This window comes from Nonomuraea sp. 3-1Str (assembly GCF_031570565.1).
Taxonomy (GTDB): domain Bacteria; phylum Actinomycetota; class Actinomycetes; order Streptosporangiales; family Streptosporangiaceae; genus Nonomuraea.
Window position 1 is genome coordinate 96,158 of sequence record NZ_JALHBK010000007.1, and the last position, 16,170, is coordinate 112,327.

16 protein-coding genes are annotated in these 16,170 nt (G+C 72.7%); 6 read left to right on the top strand and 10 right to left on the bottom strand.

Annotation, left to right across the window (positions count from 1 at the left end; translation table 11 throughout):
- Positions 1–46 precede the first annotated feature (46 nt).
- Entirely contained in the window at positions 47–1,252 is a 1,206-nt protein-coding gene (locus MTP10_RS14030; RefSeq protein ID WP_310709584.1) for an SMI1/KNR4 family protein, read from the top strand.
- Positions 1,253–1,264: 12 nt separating this feature from the next.
- On the opposite strand, the gene MTP10_RS14035 is transcribed toward MTP10_RS14030, so the two are convergent.
- Entirely contained in the window at positions 1,265–1,822 is a 558-nt protein-coding gene (locus MTP10_RS14035) for a TetR family transcriptional regulator (protein ID WP_310709585.1), read from the bottom strand.
- Positions 1,823–1,951: 129 nt separating this feature from the next.
- On the opposite strand from MTP10_RS14035, the gene MTP10_RS14040 reads away from it, so the two are divergent.
- Both MTP10_RS14040 and MTP10_RS14045 read left to right on the top strand, forming a co-directional pair.
- The gene (locus tag MTP10_RS14040; protein ID WP_310709586.1) at positions 1,952–3,478 is read left to right on the top strand and encodes a carboxylesterase family protein; all 1,527 of its coding nucleotides are present in this window, start codon (positions 1,952–1,954) and stop codon (positions 3,476–3,478) included.
- A 149-nt stretch (positions 3,479–3,627) separates the two neighbouring features.
- On the top strand, positions 3,628–5,754 hold the full coding sequence (locus tag MTP10_RS14045) for an alpha/beta hydrolase-fold protein (RefSeq protein WP_310709587.1): 2,127 nt from the start codon (positions 3,628–3,630) through the stop codon (positions 5,752–5,754).
- 42 nt (positions 5,755–5,796) lie between these two features.
- Here the strand turns inward: MTP10_RS14045 and MTP10_RS14050 are convergent, their stop codons facing one another.
- A complete protein-coding gene (locus tag MTP10_RS14050; protein ID WP_310709588.1) occupies positions 5,797–6,546 on the bottom strand; it encodes a TetR/AcrR family transcriptional regulator in 750 nt (249 codons plus the stop codon).
- Between the two features lie 135 nt (positions 6,547–6,681).
- On the opposite strand from MTP10_RS14050, the gene MTP10_RS14055 reads away from it, so the two are divergent.
- The 3 genes from MTP10_RS14055 to MTP10_RS14065 all read left to right on the top strand — a co-directional run bounded on the left by MTP10_RS14055 (position 6,682) and on the right by MTP10_RS14065 (position 8,712).
- Entirely contained in the window at positions 6,682–7,383 is a 702-nt protein-coding gene (locus tag MTP10_RS14055) for a DUF4386 domain-containing protein (protein ID WP_310709589.1), read from the top strand.
- Positions 7,384–7,419: 36 nt separating this feature from the next.
- Complete coding sequence (locus MTP10_RS14060) at positions 7,420–7,713, top strand: hypothetical protein (protein WP_310709590.1); 294 nt, start codon at positions 7,420–7,422, stop codon at positions 7,711–7,713.
- A 267-nt stretch (positions 7,714–7,980) separates the two neighbouring features.
- Positions 7,981–8,712 carry a hypothetical protein gene (locus MTP10_RS14065; protein ID WP_310709591.1) on the top strand — a complete coding sequence of 244 codons (732 nt, stop codon included), beginning with the start codon at positions 7,981–7,983 and terminating at the stop codon, positions 8,710–8,712.
- A 74-nt stretch (positions 8,713–8,786) separates the two neighbouring features.
- Here the strand turns inward: MTP10_RS14065 and MTP10_RS14070 are convergent, their stop codons facing one another.
- The 8 genes from MTP10_RS14070 to MTP10_RS14105 all read right to left on the bottom strand — a co-directional run bounded on the left by MTP10_RS14070 (position 8,787) and on the right by MTP10_RS14105 (position 16,102).
- Positions 8,787–9,368, bottom strand: coding sequence for an HAD-IA family hydrolase (locus MTP10_RS14070; protein ID WP_310709592.1), 582 nt, complete (start codon positions 9,366–9,368; stop codon positions 8,787–8,789).
- A gap of 67 nt (positions 9,369–9,435) precedes the next feature.
- Positions 9,436–9,765: a DUF3140 domain-containing protein gene (locus MTP10_RS14075; RefSeq protein ID WP_310709593.1), complete on the bottom strand. Its 330-nt coding sequence runs from the start codon at positions 9,763–9,765 to the stop codon at positions 9,436–9,438.
- On the bottom strand, positions 9,758–9,994 hold the full coding sequence (locus MTP10_RS14080) for a DUF2945 domain-containing protein (protein WP_310709594.1): 237 nt from the start codon (positions 9,992–9,994) through the stop codon (positions 9,758–9,760). The genes MTP10_RS14075 and MTP10_RS14080 overlap by 8 nt, the downstream gene beginning before the upstream one ends.
- Positions 9,995–10,037: 43 nt before the next feature.
- The gene (locus tag MTP10_RS14085; RefSeq protein ID WP_310709595.1) at positions 10,038–10,550 is read right to left on the bottom strand and encodes a S26 family signal peptidase; all 513 of its coding nucleotides are present in this window, start codon (positions 10,548–10,550) and stop codon (positions 10,038–10,040) included.
- Positions 10,547–12,412: an ABC transporter ATP-binding protein gene (locus MTP10_RS14090; RefSeq protein ID WP_310709596.1), complete on the bottom strand. Its 1,866-nt coding sequence runs from the start codon at positions 12,410–12,412 to the stop codon at positions 10,547–10,549. Before MTP10_RS14090 ends, MTP10_RS14085 begins: the two co-directional genes overlap by 4 nt.
- Entirely contained in the window at positions 12,409–12,966 is a 558-nt protein-coding gene (locus MTP10_RS14095; RefSeq protein ID WP_310709597.1) for a hypothetical protein, read from the bottom strand. Before MTP10_RS14095 ends, MTP10_RS14090 begins: the two co-directional genes overlap by 4 nt.
- An 83-nt stretch (positions 12,967–13,049) precedes the next feature.
- The gene (locus MTP10_RS14100) at positions 13,050–13,220 is read right to left on the bottom strand and encodes a hypothetical protein (protein ID WP_310709598.1); all 171 of its coding nucleotides are present in this window, start codon (positions 13,218–13,220) and stop codon (positions 13,050–13,052) included.
- A gap of 140 nt (positions 13,221–13,360) precedes the next feature.
- Positions 13,361–16,102, bottom strand: coding sequence for a BTAD domain-containing putative transcriptional regulator (locus MTP10_RS14105; protein WP_310709599.1), 2,742 nt, complete (start codon positions 16,100–16,102; stop codon positions 13,361–13,363).
- Between the last annotated feature and the right edge of the window lie 68 nt (positions 16,103–16,170).

Sequence of the window (16,170 nt, forward strand, 5' to 3'; positions counted from 1 at the left end):
TTCTCGCGGGTTATGGCGTGCGCTGTTGGCCGCCGCGGTGGCAGCGGTGGCGATCGTGGTCATCGTGCGCTCTCGCCGCTGGCCCGGGCGGCGCGCGGCCCGGCGGGGCGACGAGACCCCTCTTCCGGCCGCTCTTCCGGCCGCGACCGTGGTCAGGTGGCCCCCGGTGCCGGTCCTCGGCACCCCCACCGCCGATGACCTCGCGCGGTACGCCAGCCAGCCGTCCCTCTTCGACCGTCCCGCGTTCACCTCGTTCTTCGCGGCAGGTGAGCCGAGGGAGCCGTTGGACGAGGCGGCCCGGCGCCGCCTGGCCCGCTGGGGCGTGGCCGGACTCGCGCTGCTCCTGCTCGCCGCCGGTACTCAGGTCCTCGAGTTCGCGGTGTTCTCCAAGGAGACCGGGGGAGGGACCCGGGAGGAGACGACCGTCGAGGCCGCGTTCGGGTGGGAGTACGGGCCCGAGTACGGGGACGAGTCGTGTGACGAGACTTCCCCGGACGGCCACGTCGCCTGCTTCTTCGCCACGGTCCGGCCGAAGGACGCGCCGACCGGCGACCAGCTCCCGGTCGCGGAGGACCCGGTCGCGGAGGACGCGGTCGCTGAGGACGCGTCGGATCCCGACGTGGACTGCCTGCCCGGGGACGACCGCCCGCGCGTCCGGAAGCCCGACCCGAAGGTGGCCCGGGCGGTGAACCGGCAGTGGCGGCGGATCGAGGTGTGGCTGAAGGCCAACGCCCCCCGGAGCTACCGCACGCTCGGCAGGCCCGCGAAGCCCGAGGCCGTCGCGGCGGCGGAGGCGTCGACGGGCCTGCGGTTCCCCGACGACCTGCGGGCCTCGCTCCTGCGGCACGACGGGGCCGTCATGACGAACAGCACGTGGGGCTTCGGCTTCCTGGGCAACTCGAACATGGCCGTCCTGGACATCCGCGACACGTGGCGGGGGCTGTGCGAGATCGACGGCGACGCCGAGTCCGCGGATCCGCGTACGGACTGGTGGGACGGGCGGATGCTGCCCTTCGGCGCCAGCGGGACGGGAGACCACCTCGTGATCGACTCGGTGAAGGGCGACGTCGGCGAGACCGACCACGAGGGCAGCATGAGGTTCAGGCCGGGAGGAGTCCGGATCCGTTCGTACCACGCCCTGCTGAAGGCCACCGCCGAAGCCCTGGAGACAGGCGGCTCCATCGGCTACTGGAAGCCCAGGGCCGTGGCCGGTGAGCTCGACTGGGAGGTCCTGCGCGAAGGCGCCGGCTGAGGCGCCGGCCCGTCACTTCTCGGCGAGAGCCACCAGGGCTCGCAGGCCCTCCAGCACCTCGGCCGCCGTGGGGGCGTTGTCCGGGTCGCTGAGGCTCTGGATCATCAGGCCGGACATCAGTGCCATCTGCACCATGCCGACGGTGCGGACGGCCCGCTCCGGGACCTCGTCCTCCGGCACGTTCTCCAGGATCGCGGCCATGCCGCGGCGGCCCTCCCTGGTGCCCTGGGCGAGCTGGTCGCGGAGGTCGGGGCGGCGCTGGGCCTGCAGGAAGAGCTCCACGGAGGCCAACCAGAGGGCCTGGTCGCCGGCGAATCGCCCGAGCAGGTTCTCCCACATGCCGACGAGGCCGACGTCAGGGTCGAGCACCCGGCCCATCGCGTCACCCCACTCGTCGAGCAGCGCGAACAGCGCCTGGTTGAGCAGTTTCTCCCGCGACCCGTAGTGGTAGCCGATGGCCGCCATGTTCACCCCGGCGGCCGAGGCGATGTCGCGGACGCTGGAGCGGTCGTAGCCCTTCTCCAGCAGGCAGCGCTTCGCGGCGGCGAAGAGATCTTCCCGGTTCCCCATGCGCCCGAGCATATCAGCGAATTTATTCATGCGAACGCATTATGCGATCGCATAAAAACCGTGTACGGTCAGCGATCAGCGAGATGCGTCGTCGGAAAGATCGGAAATGATCGGAATGAGGAGAGAACCGTGCGCAAGCAGATGATCGTGATGTTCGGGCTCGTCGGCGGGCTGGTGACGGCCGCGCCTGCGATCGCCGCCCCCGTCCAAGGAGCGGCACCGGTGGTGAAGACCGCGGACGGCCTGGTGAGAGGGGTGGCTGGAGCGCGGGTGCGCAGCTTCCAGGGCATCCCGTACGCGGCGCCGCCCGTGGGTGAGCGGCGCTGGACGTCACCCGCGCCCGTCACCCCGTGGAGCGGCGTGCGCGACGCCACGTCCCCCGGCGGGGCCTGCGCGCAGCCGGCGGGTTACCCGATCGGGGTGCCCAGCGACAACGAGGACTGCCTGTACCTCAACGTCACCGCCCCCACCCGCGCCACGGGCCGGCTGCCGGTGATCGTCTGGATTCACGGCGGCAGCCTGATGTACGGCACGGGCGACATGTACGGCCCGCAACGGCTGGCCGCGGGCGGCGCCGTCGTCGTGTCCATGAACTACCGCCTCGGCGTCATGGGATTCCTCGCGAACGACGCGGTCGGCGGCGAGGGGAGCTTCGGCCTGCAGGACCAGCAGGCGGCCCTGCGCTGGGTCCGCAAGAACGTCGCGGCCTTCGGCGGCGACCCCGGGAACGTCACCATCGCCGGCCAGTCCGGCGGCGGGTACGCGGTCTGCGACCACCTGGCGTCCCCGCGGTCGGCGGGACTGTTCGATCGGGCGATCGTGCAGAGCTCGCCGTGCGCCACGGACGGCTCACGCACCATGGCCGAGGCGAAGGCCGACAGCGACCGCGTGGTCGAGGCGGTCGGCTGCGACGGGAAGGAGGACGTGGCGGGGTGCCTGCGCCGCGTCCCGGCCGCGACCCTGCTGAAGGCCTACGGCGCCTTCAACGAGCCCCGCCCCGTCTCCGGCACCGCCGTCCTGCCGCTCACCCCGGCCGAGGCCCTGCGCACCGGCCGGTTCAACCGCGTGCCCGTCCTCGTCGGCGTCAACCACGACGAGGAGAACGGCATGGTCCTCGGGCTGGAGCTCGCCCCGGGCGGCGCGCCCATGAAGGACGAGGAGTACGCGCCGGCCGTCAGGAAGCGGTTCGGCGAGCGCGCCGACGAGGTGCTCCGGCGCTACCCGCTGAGCAGGTACGACTCCGCCGGCCAGGCGCTGGCCGCCCTCGGCACCGACTCGGCGTGGTCAGTCCCGTCGCTCGACACCGCCCGCCTGCTGGCCCGCTGGACGCCCACGCGGATGTACGAGTTCGCCGAGCGTGACACGCCCTGGTTCGCCGGCTACCCCGCCCCGAGCTTCCCCGCCCGCGCCCAGCACATGGCAGAGCTGCCCTACCTCTTCGACATGAAGCTGTTCGGCGAGCTGACCCCCGCGCAGGCCCGGCTCGGTGACCGGCTGATCGGCGTGTGGACCGGCTTCGCCGCCGGCGGCCGCACCGGCTGGCCCTCGTTCCGGGACGGACAGTACGTGCAGTCGCTGACGTCGGGCGCCTGGCGCCGCACCGCGTTCGCCGAGGACCACGACTACCGCTTCTGGAAGAGCCTGCCCGCCGCGTGAAGCCAGGCCGTCGCAGAAAGCCCGAGTCCCGTCCAGGAACTCGGGCTTTTCGTGACATACGGACCGTTGACACCGTACCTTCCGCACCATGAAACTCTCCTGAAACAAGAACGTCCGAACTGTAAACGTTTACGGGAGTGCCGATGCCCATGCCCAGGTGGAGTGGCGCCGGGTTGCTCGCCGCCCTCGCGATGGTCCTGCTGCTGGCCGTGCCGGGTGAGGCGGTCGTGCGGGCGCCGAAGGGCGGAACCCTGACCACCGGCTCGGCACCCTCGAAGGCGCTGGGGGAGGACATCGCGTTCAACCTCTACCTGCCGTACGGGTACGAGACCGGCAAGAACCGCCACCCGGTGCTGTACCTGCTCCACGGCAGGGGCGACACGATGCAGGCGTGGACCCGCGTCAAGGACACCCTCGACCAGATGATCCGGACCAGGCGGATACCGCCGGTCATCGCCGTCATGCCGGACGCGCCGTGGAGCGAGCGCGGAAGCTGGTACGTCGACTCCCGCTACACCGGCGCCGACCTGCCGGGCCGCCCGGTGGAGACGGCGCTGACGCGTGACCTGGTGGCGTACGTGGACGCGACCTACCGCACGGCGCCGATCCGCGAGGCCCGCCTGATCGGCGGCTACTCGATGGGCGGGGCCGGCGCGCTGCGCTTCGCGCTCGCCCACCAGGACCTGTTCAGCGCCGCCGTCGTGCTCAGCCCGGCCGTCTACACGCCGCTGCCCCCGTCCGACTCCTCCGCCCGCGACTACGGGGCGTTCGGCAGCGGCGCCCAGAAGTTCGCCGACGACGTGTACCAGGAGCTGAACTACCCGGCCCTGCTGCCGAAGCTCGACGCCGACCGGCCCGTACGGCTCTTCGTGGCCGTCGGCGACGACGAGTACGCCAACCCCGCCCCCGCCGACGCGCACCACGACCTCGACTTCGAGTCCGCGGCGCTCTACAACGCCGCCCGGCGGTCGCAGGCGGTCTCCGCGCAGCTCCGCGTCCTCGACGGCGGCCATGACTGGACCGTCTGGTCACCCGCGTTCGAACAGGCGATGGCCGAGCTCGGCCCGGGCCTGAGCGTCACTCCGCCCGCCGGCCTGCCCGCTCCGCTGCTGGGCACGGCCGCCGCCGACTGGGCCGGCGGCGTCGCGGCCCACGCCGACGGAACGGTCACCACCGGGTTCGCGGCCGGCGGCCCGGTGGCCGGCCAGCCGTACGCGGGCCGCCTCGACGCGGTGCTGACCAGCACGGGCGCCCGCACCTGGACCAGGCAGCTCGGCACCGCGGCCGACGAGCGCCTGTACGGCGTGGCGGCGCTGCCCGACGGAGGCGTGCTCGCCGCCGGGTACACGAAGGGCGATCTGGACGGCCGCCACCCCGGCAACGCCGCCGACGACGCGTTCGTGGCCCGGCTCGACGCGAGCGGGACCGTCCGGTGGATCACCCAGTTCGGTGATCCCGGCGCGGCCGACCGCCTCTACGGCCTGACCGCCGCTCCTGACGGCGGCGCCTACGTGGCGGGCTACACCAAGGGGTCGCTCGACGGCCCCAACAGCGGCGACAAGGACGCCCTGGTCGCGCGCCTCGCCGCCGACGGCACGCTCTCCTGGGTCCGCCAGTACGGCGGCGCGGGCGAGGACAAGGCATACGGCGTGGCCGGTGATGCCACGAACCTCTACGTCACCGGCAGCACCACCGCCGCCCTGCCCGGGACGAACGCCCTCGGCGGCCTCGACGGCTGGATCGCCGGGTACGCGGCCGACGGGACCAGGCGGTGGGCCACCAGCGCCGGAGGACCCGGCGACGACCGGCTGAACGCGGTGACCGTCACCACTGCGGGCCTGGCCGTCGCCACCGGGACGAGCGGCGGCGACCTGCTCGCCGCCGCCTACACCAGCGCGGGCCGGCAGCGCTGGAACGCCGCCCTCACCACCCCGGCCGCCGACGAGGGCGCCGCCGTGGCGCCGCTGCCGGGCGGCGAGGTCGAGGTCGTCGGCTACACCAGGGGCCGGGTCGGCGTGATGGCGGGCGGCGCCGACGTCCTGACGGTCCGGCTGGACGGCAAGGGCGAGCAGCGCGGCGCCGCGCAGTTCGGCACGGCGGGGGACGACGCCGTCGACCCGTTCGCCGAGCCCAACCTGTACGCCGCCGCCACCGCCTCGGGCAAGGTGGCCGTCTCCGGCCTGACCTACGGCACCCCGGCGGACGGCACGGCCCCGGGCAACGGCGACGTCTTCGCGACCACCATCGACCCCTCGACCGGACTGCCCGCCGGCTGACGGGGAGGCCCGGTCAGCCGGCGCGCGCGGCGGCCGGGACCTTCACTCCTGGGCCGGGAGGCCCGCGCTGTCGTCCCGGGAACGGCCGGTGGGCCCCCACCCCTGCCGGTGGAGCCGCTCGAATCCGTCCAGCAGCAGATCCAGTGCGAACTCGAACTCGAACTGATCGTCGCACCCCTGGCCCACGACCGACTCTTCGTCGTGAGCCGCCGCCATCGCCACCTCCGCGATGTGGGGGTATCTGCCTGCCATCTCGCGCAGCATGTCGGCTTGCGCGTCCGGGTCGGCGCTCTCCGGGTCGCTCGGCGAGTCGTCGAACAACTCCTGGCTGAACCCCAGCATGCGGCTGCCCAGGGCGTGCATCACATGATGGGTGAGATCGACGGAGAAGCCGCCGGCCCGGAACAGTCCGATCATCGAGTCCATGTACTCCAGCACGACCGGTGTCGCCTTGGCCCGCGACTCGATCGCCCGAGACATCCAGAGGTGACGTCGCAGCACTCGCCGGGCCGAGAGGATCCTCTGCCGGACCGCGCTCTTCCAGTCGGCGTCGTGGACCGGCGGGTCGATCTCGCAGACGACGATGTCGACCATGCCGTCCAGGAGCTCTTCCTTGTTGGCCACATGCTTGTAGAGCGCCATCGGCACGACGCCCAGCTCGCGGGCGAGAGCGCGCATGCTGAGGGCTTCGATCCCGACGTCGTCGGCAAGCGCGACGGCTGCTCGCAGCACGCGGTCCCTGTTGAGGGGGGCCCTTCGCGCGACGTCCAGGTGCTCAGCCGTCTCGATCATCCTCCTCGCGTACAGGCGTCGACCGACGCCTTCCCCTTGACGAGCGTACGCCGTACACCATACCGTGACGGCATAGGTGTACACCGTCCACCTGAGCGGGTCGCCGAGCGGCCGCCATGAACAAAGGAGGTCCGGATGAACTCGACCAGAAAGGCCGCGTTAGTCGCGGGCGTGTTCTTCATCCTCACCGAGATCACCGGGATCGCGGCACTGGCTCTCTATGCCCCGGTTGTCAACACGCCCGACTACATCATCGGCTCCGGCGCCGACACCCGCGTGCTCCTGGGGGTGTTCTCCGAGGTGATCCTGGTGATCGCCGTCATCGGCACCGGAGTGACGCTGTTCCCCATCCTCAAGGCGCAGAACGAGGCCGTCGCCCTCGGCTATGTCTGCGGCCGTCTCATGGAAGCCGCGGCCATCGCCGTCGGCATCGTCAGCGTCCTTTCGGTCGTGACGTTGAGACAGGACCTGGCGGGGGCCGCGGACACGGACACGGCCTCTCTCGTCACCGTCGGCAGGTCCCTGGTGGCCCTTCATGACGGGACGTTCCTGTTCGGGCCCAACATCGCCTTGGGCGTGAACACGCTGTTGCTGGCGTACCTGATGTACCGGACCGCGCGCGTGCCGCGGCCCATCGCCGTACTGGGGCTCGCCGGAGGCCCGATCATCTTCGCTTCGGCGACCGCGGTGATGTTCGGGCTGTACGAGCAGGTCTCCGTGTGGGGGGTGATCGCGGCCGTCCCGGTGTTCGCCTGGGAGGTGGCGCTCGCCGTCTGGCTCATCGCCAAGGGGTTCAGGCCTGCGCCCGGCGCGAACGCGCTGTCCCCCAGCAGCTGAGAAGCCGGCGAAACGGAACGGTACGAAGGAGGAGCCATGGCGGCAGAGTTCGAGCTCGGCGATTACATCCTGGTGCAGGACGGCAGGACCCTGGAGGTCTTTCACCGGGCTGTGGAGGGCATGCGCTACCACGTGGCGTTCCTAGGCGTGGATGCCCGGCCGCACGGTGACGGCTTCAAGGTCCACCTGGGTGCCAGGCAGGGCAACGACGACATCTACGGCGGGGTGAAACTGACGATGAACCAAGAGGAGTACGCGCGTTTCCGCTCGTTCATCGCCCTGGCCATCGCGGCACGTGACCGCCCTTCCGATCAGTCCGCCTCGTCCTGAGTCCACCCGGATTGAGCGGCCCGCCGCGGCGCCCGTGGACGTCGGTGCCGGCGGGTGAGGGCCCCCTCGTAGGAGCGTGAAGTGTCGGTGGCACGGTGCTCGCGGTGAGCGCGGCGCTCGGCGTCCTCTTCACGGTCGCGACCCTGCTGGTCCCGGCGGTGTGGCGGGTCCGGGCCGGATATCAAACCGTGGTCTGACGCGCGGGGCCGCGGCGATGCGCCAGAGTGTCTCCGGTAGACCGGCTCGGCAAGCAGGGAGGACCTGGACGTGCACGCCCCGCGCAAGAGATCCCGCAAGTGGTGGGCACGGCTCGTCGCGGCGCTGGCGGCGCTGCTCGTGGCCGCCGTCGCCGGGGTCGCCCTGGCCTATCCCTCCGTCGCGGCGACCACCTGCCCCGGCTGCTACGGCCTGACCGAGCTGGAGCCCGGCGTGTACGCCGAGAAGGACCTGTCCGAAGCGCAGCGCGAGCAGATCCGCCGCACCGTGGCGAGCGCCCGCGACCGGATCGGGTCCTTCTACGGCACGCCGCTCAGCTCTCCGCGCCTGCTCGTCTGCGTGACCGACGCCTGCTACTCCCGCATCGGCGGGAAGAAGGAGCGCGGCATCGCGATCCTCAACCGGTCGGTGATGCTGTCACCCCGGGGCCTCGACGCCGTGATCGCCTCCCACGAGATGTCCCACGTCGAGCTGCACGCCCGCCTCTCCTCCGGCGTGGACGTGCCGCAGTGGTTCGACGAGGGTCTGGCGGTCGTGGTCTCGGACGATCCCCGCTACCTCGCCCCGGCGGGCTCCGGCGACCGCTGCACGACGCCTCCGGCGGGGCCGCTGCCCGTGACGCTGGAGGAGTGGCTGGCCGCGGCGAGCAAGGACATCACCACGTACGCCCGGTCCGCCTGCCAGGTGAACCGCTGGCTGCTGGCCCACGGGGACCGGCAGGGCCTCATGTCCCTGATCGACCGCCTCAACGCCGGCGCCTCCTTCGCCTCGGCCACGCGGTGAGACCGGCCTGCCCCAGCGTCCCCGCACAGGCTCGCCGGGAGCGGCGCGTTCCGGTGTTCCTGGCGCTGGGCTCGTTACCGGCCAAGCGCCGCCGCGAGATCGGCGGCCGTGCGGAAATGCACTCCGGTCATGCCGAGTGACCTGGCCCCCTCCACGTTCTCCAGCCGGTCGTCGACGAACAGGCACCGCTCGGGTGCGGCCCCGGCCAGCTGCGCCGCGAGCTCGTAGATGCGGCGGTCAGGCTTGGCCAGCCCGACGCGCGCGCTGCTGACCACGGCGTCGGCGAAGTAGGTCAGCCCCATCTGGTCGAGGTGCTCCTCCACGGTGTCCATGGCGTTCGTGACCAGCACCACCGGCACGTGCTCCTGCGCCTTCGCCAGCAACGCCCGCACCTCTTCGTCCACCCAGAACGGCACCTCGATGAACTCGGCCACCGCCTGCCTGGCCCGCTCGTCGTCGCCCAGGGCCACGGCGATCGCCTCCGCCCACTCCCGTTCGGTCGTCACGCCGAGAACGGCCGGGCCGATGAGGGCCGGGTCGAAGGCGGTCCGCATCAGAGGCAGGCCGTAGCGGGCCTCGATGTCGGCCTGGACGGCATGGTCGAACTGGCGAAGCACGCCGTCGAGATCGCAGAGCACAGCGTCAAAGGGGGTCACGCCGTCATTGTGCCGTGCATGTCGAGGGAGGACGGACGGCCGGCCCCGTCGTCACCTCCGGGAACGCCTACCTGAGCGGGTCGTGGCCCCAGTTCATGAGGGAGTACCGCCAGGCGGTTTCCTCGACGTCCCCGGACGGACGCTGCGCCAGATGGCGGTGCACGTAACCCGTCACCTTCCGCATGTGGGCGTAGTCGTCCTTCCCCAGGTCGCTCTTCTTCGTCCGCAGGATCTCGACGATCCGGCGGCCGGAGGCGTGGCCCGTCGACTCGCCGCCCCCGGACTTGTCCCCCACGCTTCTGGACTCCTTCGTGCCGAGCCAGCGTTCCAGCTCCGCGGCGGTCATGTTGACCGCCTCATCGAAGTCCGCGCTGACCGCCCGTTCGTCGTCAGTCATGGCGGTCCTTCTTCTGCAGGGCCGACGGCTTGTGCACGGCGGTCCGGCCGCTCTTGTCGCTGCGCACGCGGTACTGCGGGTCGTCGGGCGAGGCGTTCACGGTACGTCCCGCCTCCTCGGTCCGTTGCGTGATCTTCTTCTCGACCTTGCCCGAGGTGGACGAGCCGTGGCTCTTCCAGGTGACCTCGTCGCCTGCCGAGAGTTCGTCCTTCTTGCGCTTACCGGTCATGACCTGGGGCTACCCGTGGAGGGATGGCCGGAACACCCAGCGATCAGGGCTGTCCCACCTTGCGCAGCACCACGCCGAGCAGGCGATCCGTGGTCATATATCCGGAATGGCGGGAGTCGTGTGAGCGGTCTGGATTGTCGCCCAGCACGACCAGGTGTCCGGCGGGTACGTGTGTGCCGGGCGCGGTTCGCAGCGGGGGCACCGTGTCCCGCGGGATAGGATCACCCGGGACGGCCGAGACCCGCTTGATGATCCAGCGCGGGCCCATGCCCTGCTCGTCCCCGGCCGGCCGCGGCGCGGGCACCCCGCCCACACGGCCGCGCGCCGGACGGTGGCCCAGGCCGGTGAGCACCACGACCTGCCCCCTGCGCAGGGAGCGGGCCGACGTCCGCCGGACCACCAGGCGCTCGCCCGGCCGGTACGTCGGCAGCATGCTCTCCCCCTGAACGGTCACCACCACGTACCGCCTGCGCAGCCAGGCGACGGTGAGCATGACGGCGAGCACGACGGCACCGGCCAGCGCACCGGCCAGCGCACCTGCCGGCACGCCGGTCATCGAGCGGCCTCCGCCGGTCGGGCGTCGTCCCGGTAGCCGCTGGCCTGCCGGGTGAACAGCCGGGCGTACGTGCCGCCGTCCGCCAGCAGCGTGGCGTGCGTGCCCTCCTCGGTGACGACGCCGTCGGCCAGCACCACGATCCGGTCGGCGTCACGGACCGCGCCGAGGCGATGGGAGATCACCACGCTGGTGCGGCCGGACCTGAGCCGCGCGAGCCGGCTGTGGATCTCGTACTCGGCCTCGGGGTCCAGGCCCGCGCTGGGCTCGTCGAGGATCATCAGGTCCCGGTCGCTGCGCAGGAACGCCCGCGCGAGCGCCAGCCGCTGCCACTGCCCGCCGGAGAGCAGCACGCCGTCCCCCTCCCCGTCCTCCTGATCGTCGGCGGCGTCCTGGGCGAACTCGCGGCTCAGGAGCGTGTCGTAGCCGCGCGGCAGAGCCGCGACCGCGTCGTGGACGCCGGCGTCCCGCGCCGCCCGCTCGGTCCGCGTCCGGTCCTGGGCGGCGCCCAGGTCGCCCACCGCGATGTTGTCGGCCGCGGTCAGCTCGTACGCCACGAAGTCCTGGAACACCGCCCCGATCCGGGCGCGCAGCGTCTCCGGCGGCACGTCGCGGATGTCCACGCCGTCCCACAGGATCGCTCCGCGCGTCGGGTCGTAGAACCGGCACAGCAGCTTCACCAGGGTGCTCTTGCCGGCGCCGTTGAGGCCGGCGAGCGCGACCGTGCAGCCGTGCGGGATGAACAGGTCGACGCCGCGCAGGATCCACGGATGATCCTCGCTGTACCGGAACCAGACGTCGCGCAGCTCGATGCCCCGGCGCAGAGGCGGGAGCGACCTGGGGGAGCGTGGCACGGGCAGGTCGGGGCCGGCGGTCACGATCGAGACGTGATGGTGGAACGTCAGCAGCTGCTCGTAGGCCATCACCCCGGCCGACACCATGATGTTCAGCGCGGACTGGACCCCGGCCGCGGCCGCCACGAACATCGACACGTCGCCCACGCTGAGCTCGCCGCTGCCGGCCGTGAGGATCGCCCAGACCAGTCCCACGCCGATCACGCCCGCCGAGGCGCCCGACAGGCTCGCCTGCACGGCGAACTCGCGCCGGTCCATCCGGCGGCGCGCGGCGTTGGCCGTCCGCAGCTCGGTCAGCATGCGAAGGCGCAGGAAGGCGCCGAGGTCGAAGAGGCGGATCTCCTTGGCGGCCTCCGCCGTGGACATGAGGCGCGCGTAGAACAGCTCCCGGCGCTCGGCCGGCCCGATCCGCCACAGCATGGCGACCCGCTGCCGCGACATGCGCAGCTCGATGAGCAGCGCGGGTACGGCCGACAGCACGACGAGCACGGTGAACCAGGGACTGATCAGCAACAGGGAGCCGACGAAACCGGCGACGGTCACCGTGCTCCGCGCGGCGGACAGCGCGGTGTCCACCAGCCTGCCGGGGTTGGTGGCGCTCTGCTGGGCCAGGCGCAGCCGGTCGAGGAACGCGGGGCTCTCGAAGCCGGCCAGTCCGGCGAAGCCGGTCACCGCCTCGAACAGCTCGTCCTTGGCCCGCAGCGCCGTCCGCCGGTCCACCTCGGCACGCAGGTACTGCGCGGCGTGCGCCGCCGCCGCGGCGGCCGTCGTCACGACGGCCATCGTCACCGCCAGGCCGAGCAGCGCGGTGGTCCGCCCGTGCGCCAGTCCGTCCAGCACGGACTTCGTCAGCCACGCCAGGGCGATCGGGGTGGCGGCGCCCACGAGGGTGACCGCCAGGTATCCGAGGAGGTGCGCCGGGGCCGAGCGCCACACCGTCCGGGCCGCGCGTGCCGCGCATCCCGCCAGGCCGGCGGGCGTCGGTACGGCGCCCGGCCGGCGGCTGGTCACGCCGGCGCCCCGGCCGGCAGCCGAGTGACCCGAGGCGCCGTGGCGAGGAGCTTGCCGCCCGCGGCCACCTGGAAGAAGGTCGGGAAGGCCTGCACCTTGAACGCCTCGGCGACCTGCGGCGGCGACGTCTTCTCCACGATCACCTGCGCCACGGGTGACAGCGTCGTGACCAGCTCCGCGGGGTCGCCCGAGCGGCCGTCGACCACCGCGAGCACCCGTGACCGGTCATGGCGCGCCGCCCAGGAGGTCAGCTCCGGAAGCTGCTCGTGGCAGCCCCGGCAGTCCGGTGACAGGAACGCGACGACCGTCCCCTCGGGCAGGCCGTCCCGCGTCACGCGCACGTCGTCCACGGTGGTCGCGTCGAAGTCGCCGACGGCCTCACCGATGGGCAGGCTCGCGCCCGCTCCGGGCATGCCGCCCGCGCCGACGACCTCGTACAGCGCGTCGATCAGCTTCGTGTGCTCCCGGATCCGCCGGACCACGCCGAGGGTCAGCAGCAGGTCCGCCAGACACAGGACGCCGACGAGGACCATGATGGCGACCAGGTAGGGCACAAGACACCTCCGTGTGGAAAAGGGCATGAATGTGCCCGGCCGCGGCCGTCCGCGGCCGGGCACCGTTCAGTCACAAGTGCCGGTTACCGGCAGGACGTGGTGGACACGCAGCCGCCGCAGTGGTGGCTGCCGTTCGGGTAGTAGCAGCAGTACTTCCAGGTGGAGCTGTTGCAGCACTGGTAGTCGCAGTCGGTCGCCCGAGCCGCGGTGTGCGGCGCGATCAGCTCCAGGAGCCGGTCCGCCATTCTGGTCACGACGCGCATTGAACCTCCCTGTCGGGGTTCCGGGTGGGCCCTCCCTCACCCGGCGCGGCAGGGCCACGGCCGTCCTGCGCCGTCGTCCCGCCGCACGTCGCAGCCTGCGCCGGGGATCTCAGCGATTTCTCAATGATTTCTCAACGGCCTGCCGCCGGGGGCGGGGCGTGGGCGGCGATGCGCTCGCGTACCTTGCCGGCCTGCGCGTCGCCGACGGCGTCGTAGTACTCCGCCGCTCGTTCCCAGGCGGCGAGGGCGGCCGCGGTGTCACCGGCCCGCAGCTGGGTCTCGCCCAGGCGCACCAGCGTCTCGGCGGCCGGGTGCAGGTCGTCGCAGCCGCGCAGCAACTCCGCCGCCCGCTCGTAGCACGCCACCGCCTGCGCGAAGTCCCCCTTGACCTGCAGGATGTACGCGATGCTGTCCCAGGCGTGCCCCTCGCCCTGGGCGTACCCGAACTCGGCCAGGATGCGCTGCGCCCTGCGGCAGTCGGCCAGCGCCTCGTCGTAGTCGCCGCCCTGGGCCCGCCACCAGCCCGCGTTGTTCAGCGCCCTCGCCTCGCCGATGACGTCGCCGGCCCGCCGGAACAGCTCCCGCGCCCGCACCGCGTGCTCCAGCACCTCGGCGGGGCGGATCTGGGCCAGCGAGACCGTCAGGCCCAGCTCGACGTGCGCCTCCAGGACCGGCTCGTCGAGGAGCCGGTGCAGGCCGACGGCCTGATCGAAGTGCCCGACCGCCTCCTTGTGGCCGCCCAGCCTGGCATGGGCGCGCGCGATGCTGTTGTGGCAGCGGGCCTGGGCCAGCAGGTCGCCGGCCCGGCCGGCCGCGTCCAGCGCCACGGCCTGCACGCGCAGGATCTGCTCCCACGGACCGCGGCGCTGCATGAACTCCGCGAACGCCCACGCCAGCTCGTACGCGTACCGGTCCAGCCCGGCCTCGGTCGCCTCCGCCAGCAGCGCCGGGAGCGCCACGCATTCGTCGGCGTACCACCGCAGGGCGTCCGCCTGCCCGGCGAACCGCTCCACCGCTGCCCCTCGCGCCCGGGGCCGTAGCTCCAGCTTCTCGCGATGGGGGTAGCACGCCTCGCTCGCGGCGCACGCCGAATGCAGGTAGTAGTCCAGCAGCCGCCGCGTCGCCCCACGCCGCACCGCCCGGCTGTCGGCGGCGCGCTCCTGCTCCGACGCGTACACGCGCAGCAGGTCGTGCAACCGCAGGCGGCCGGGGGTACGCATGTCGACCAGACTGGCGCGGTCGAGCCGCACGGCCAGCTCCCTGGCCCGGTCCACCGGCAGGGCGGCCAGGCTCGCCGCCGCCGCGAGCGGCACGTGCGGTCCGGGGTGCCGCCCGAGGCGCCGGAACAGCCGGATCGCGGGCTCGGGCAGGTCTCGGTACGACCGCCCGAAGACGGTGCGCAGGTCGATCGCCGGGTCGCTGTGGGCGAACGGCTCCAGATCCGCGCCGGCCCGCGAGAGGTCCGCGGCGACTTCGGCCAGCGGCAGCTCGGTGCGCTGCGCGAGCTGCGCCGCGACGATCGCCAGCGCGAGCGGTAGCCGGCCGCACTGGCGGATGATCAGCGCGGCGGCCTCCGGCTCGGCCACCAGCCGCTGCTCGCCCAGCCTCGCGGCCAGGAGGTGGTAGGCGTCGTCATCCGGGAGGACGTCCAGCCCGACCAGGGAGGCGCCCGCGGCGACCGCGAGACCGGACAGCTCCGAGCGGCTGGTCACCAGCGTCAGGCATCCCGGCGCGGCGGCCAGCAGCGGGCGTACCTGGTCGGCGCCGCGCGCGTCGTCGAGCACGACGAGGACCCGCCGGCGGGCCAGCACGCTGCGGTAGAGCCCGATCCGGGCCTCCACGCCCGACGGCACCTGCGCTTCCGGGACCCCGAGCGCGACGAGGAAGCGGGGCAGGATCATCGCCGCGTCGGCGGAGCCGACCGTGCTGAGATCGGCGTACAGCTGCCCGTCGGGGAAGTGGCCGCGATGCAGGTGCGCCCAGCGCAGCGCGAGTGACGACTTGCCCACGCCCGGCGGTCCCGAGATGGCGCAGACGGCCGCGGTGCCCGCCGGTTCGCCGGTCGCGACCGCCGCCAGCCGTTCCAGCTCGGCCTCCCGTCCGACGAAGCACCTGAGGTCGACCGGCAGCTGGGCGGGGACCACGCGGACGGTCTCGGCCGCGTCGTCGGACAGCAGCAGTGTCCGGTGCACGCGGCGTAACTCCGTACCCGGCTCGACGCCCAGCTCCTCGGCGAGCGTCTGCCGTACCCGGGCGAAGTGCGCCAGGCCCTCGGCGGTCCTTCCCCAGGCGTGCAGGGCCTCGATCAGCGCGCTCGCCAGCAGTTCGTCCAGCGGGTACTCGTCGGCCAGCGGCGACAGCGCCGCCACGGCCGCCGCGGCGTCGCGCCCGGTCACCAGCCGGGCCCAGCGCAGCGTGGTCTCCTTGCGCTCGTCGCGCAGACGGTGGCGGGCCCGCTCGGCCCATCCGCCCGGCAGCCCGGTCAGCGGGTCGCCGCGCCACAACGCGAGAGCCTCGCCCAGCAGCGGCGCCGGGTCCGGCTCCGCCATCGCCTGGAAGGTGAGGCCTCGGAACCGCGACACGTCCACCGCGGACTCGTCCACGTCGAGCAGGTAGCCACCGGGCCGGTGGACCACGGCGCCGTCATCCTTCAGGAGCTCGCGGCGGATGCGGGTGATGACGGTGTACAGGGTGCGCCGCGCGCCGGTCGGAACCTGCTCGCCCCACACGCGGGCAAGGAGCGACTCGACCGGCACGACCCGGCCGGCCTCCCACGCGAGCGCCGCCAGCGTGAGCGCGACCTGCGGAGGGCGCACCGGCTGCAGCCGGCCCTCACGCTCCACCTCGACAGGTCCGAGCAGTCGAATCAGCACGACGTCCATCCCTTGCTTGTGGATCTTCGAGCGTAACGAACCCCGGGGCGCCGAGACCGGTGATCTTC

Bases quoted from the DNA above. Each gene is read 5' to 3' on its own strand.
- MTP10_RS14035 (WP_310709585.1), bottom strand. From the start codon at position 1,822: ATGGGGAACCGGGAAGATCTCTTCGCCGCCGCGAAGCGCTGCCTGCTG.
- MTP10_RS14045 (WP_310709587.1), top strand. From the start codon at position 3,628: ATGCCCAGGTGGAGTGGCGCCGGGTTGCTCGCCGCCCTCGCGATGGTC.
- MTP10_RS14050 (WP_310709588.1), bottom strand. From the start codon at position 6,546: ATGATCGAGACGGCTGAGCACCTGGACGTCGCGCGAAGGGCCCCCCTC.
- MTP10_RS14055 (WP_310709589.1), top strand. From the start codon at position 6,682: ATGAACTCGACCAGAAAGGCCGCGTTAGTCGCGGGCGTGTTCTTCATC.
- MTP10_RS14060 (WP_310709590.1), top strand. From the start codon at position 7,420: ATGGCGGCAGAGTTCGAGCTCGGCGATTACATCCTGGTGCAGGACGGC.
- MTP10_RS14075 (WP_310709593.1), bottom strand. From the start codon at position 9,765: ATGACTGACGACGAACGGGCGGTCAGCGCGGACTTCGATGAGGCGGTC.
- MTP10_RS14080 (WP_310709594.1), bottom strand. From the start codon at position 9,994: ATGACCGGTAAGCGCAAGAAGGACGAACTCTCGGCAGGCGACGAGGTC.
- MTP10_RS14085 (WP_310709595.1), bottom strand. From the start codon at position 10,550: ATGACCGGCGTGCCGGCAGGTGCGCTGGCCGGTGCGCTGGCCGGTGCC.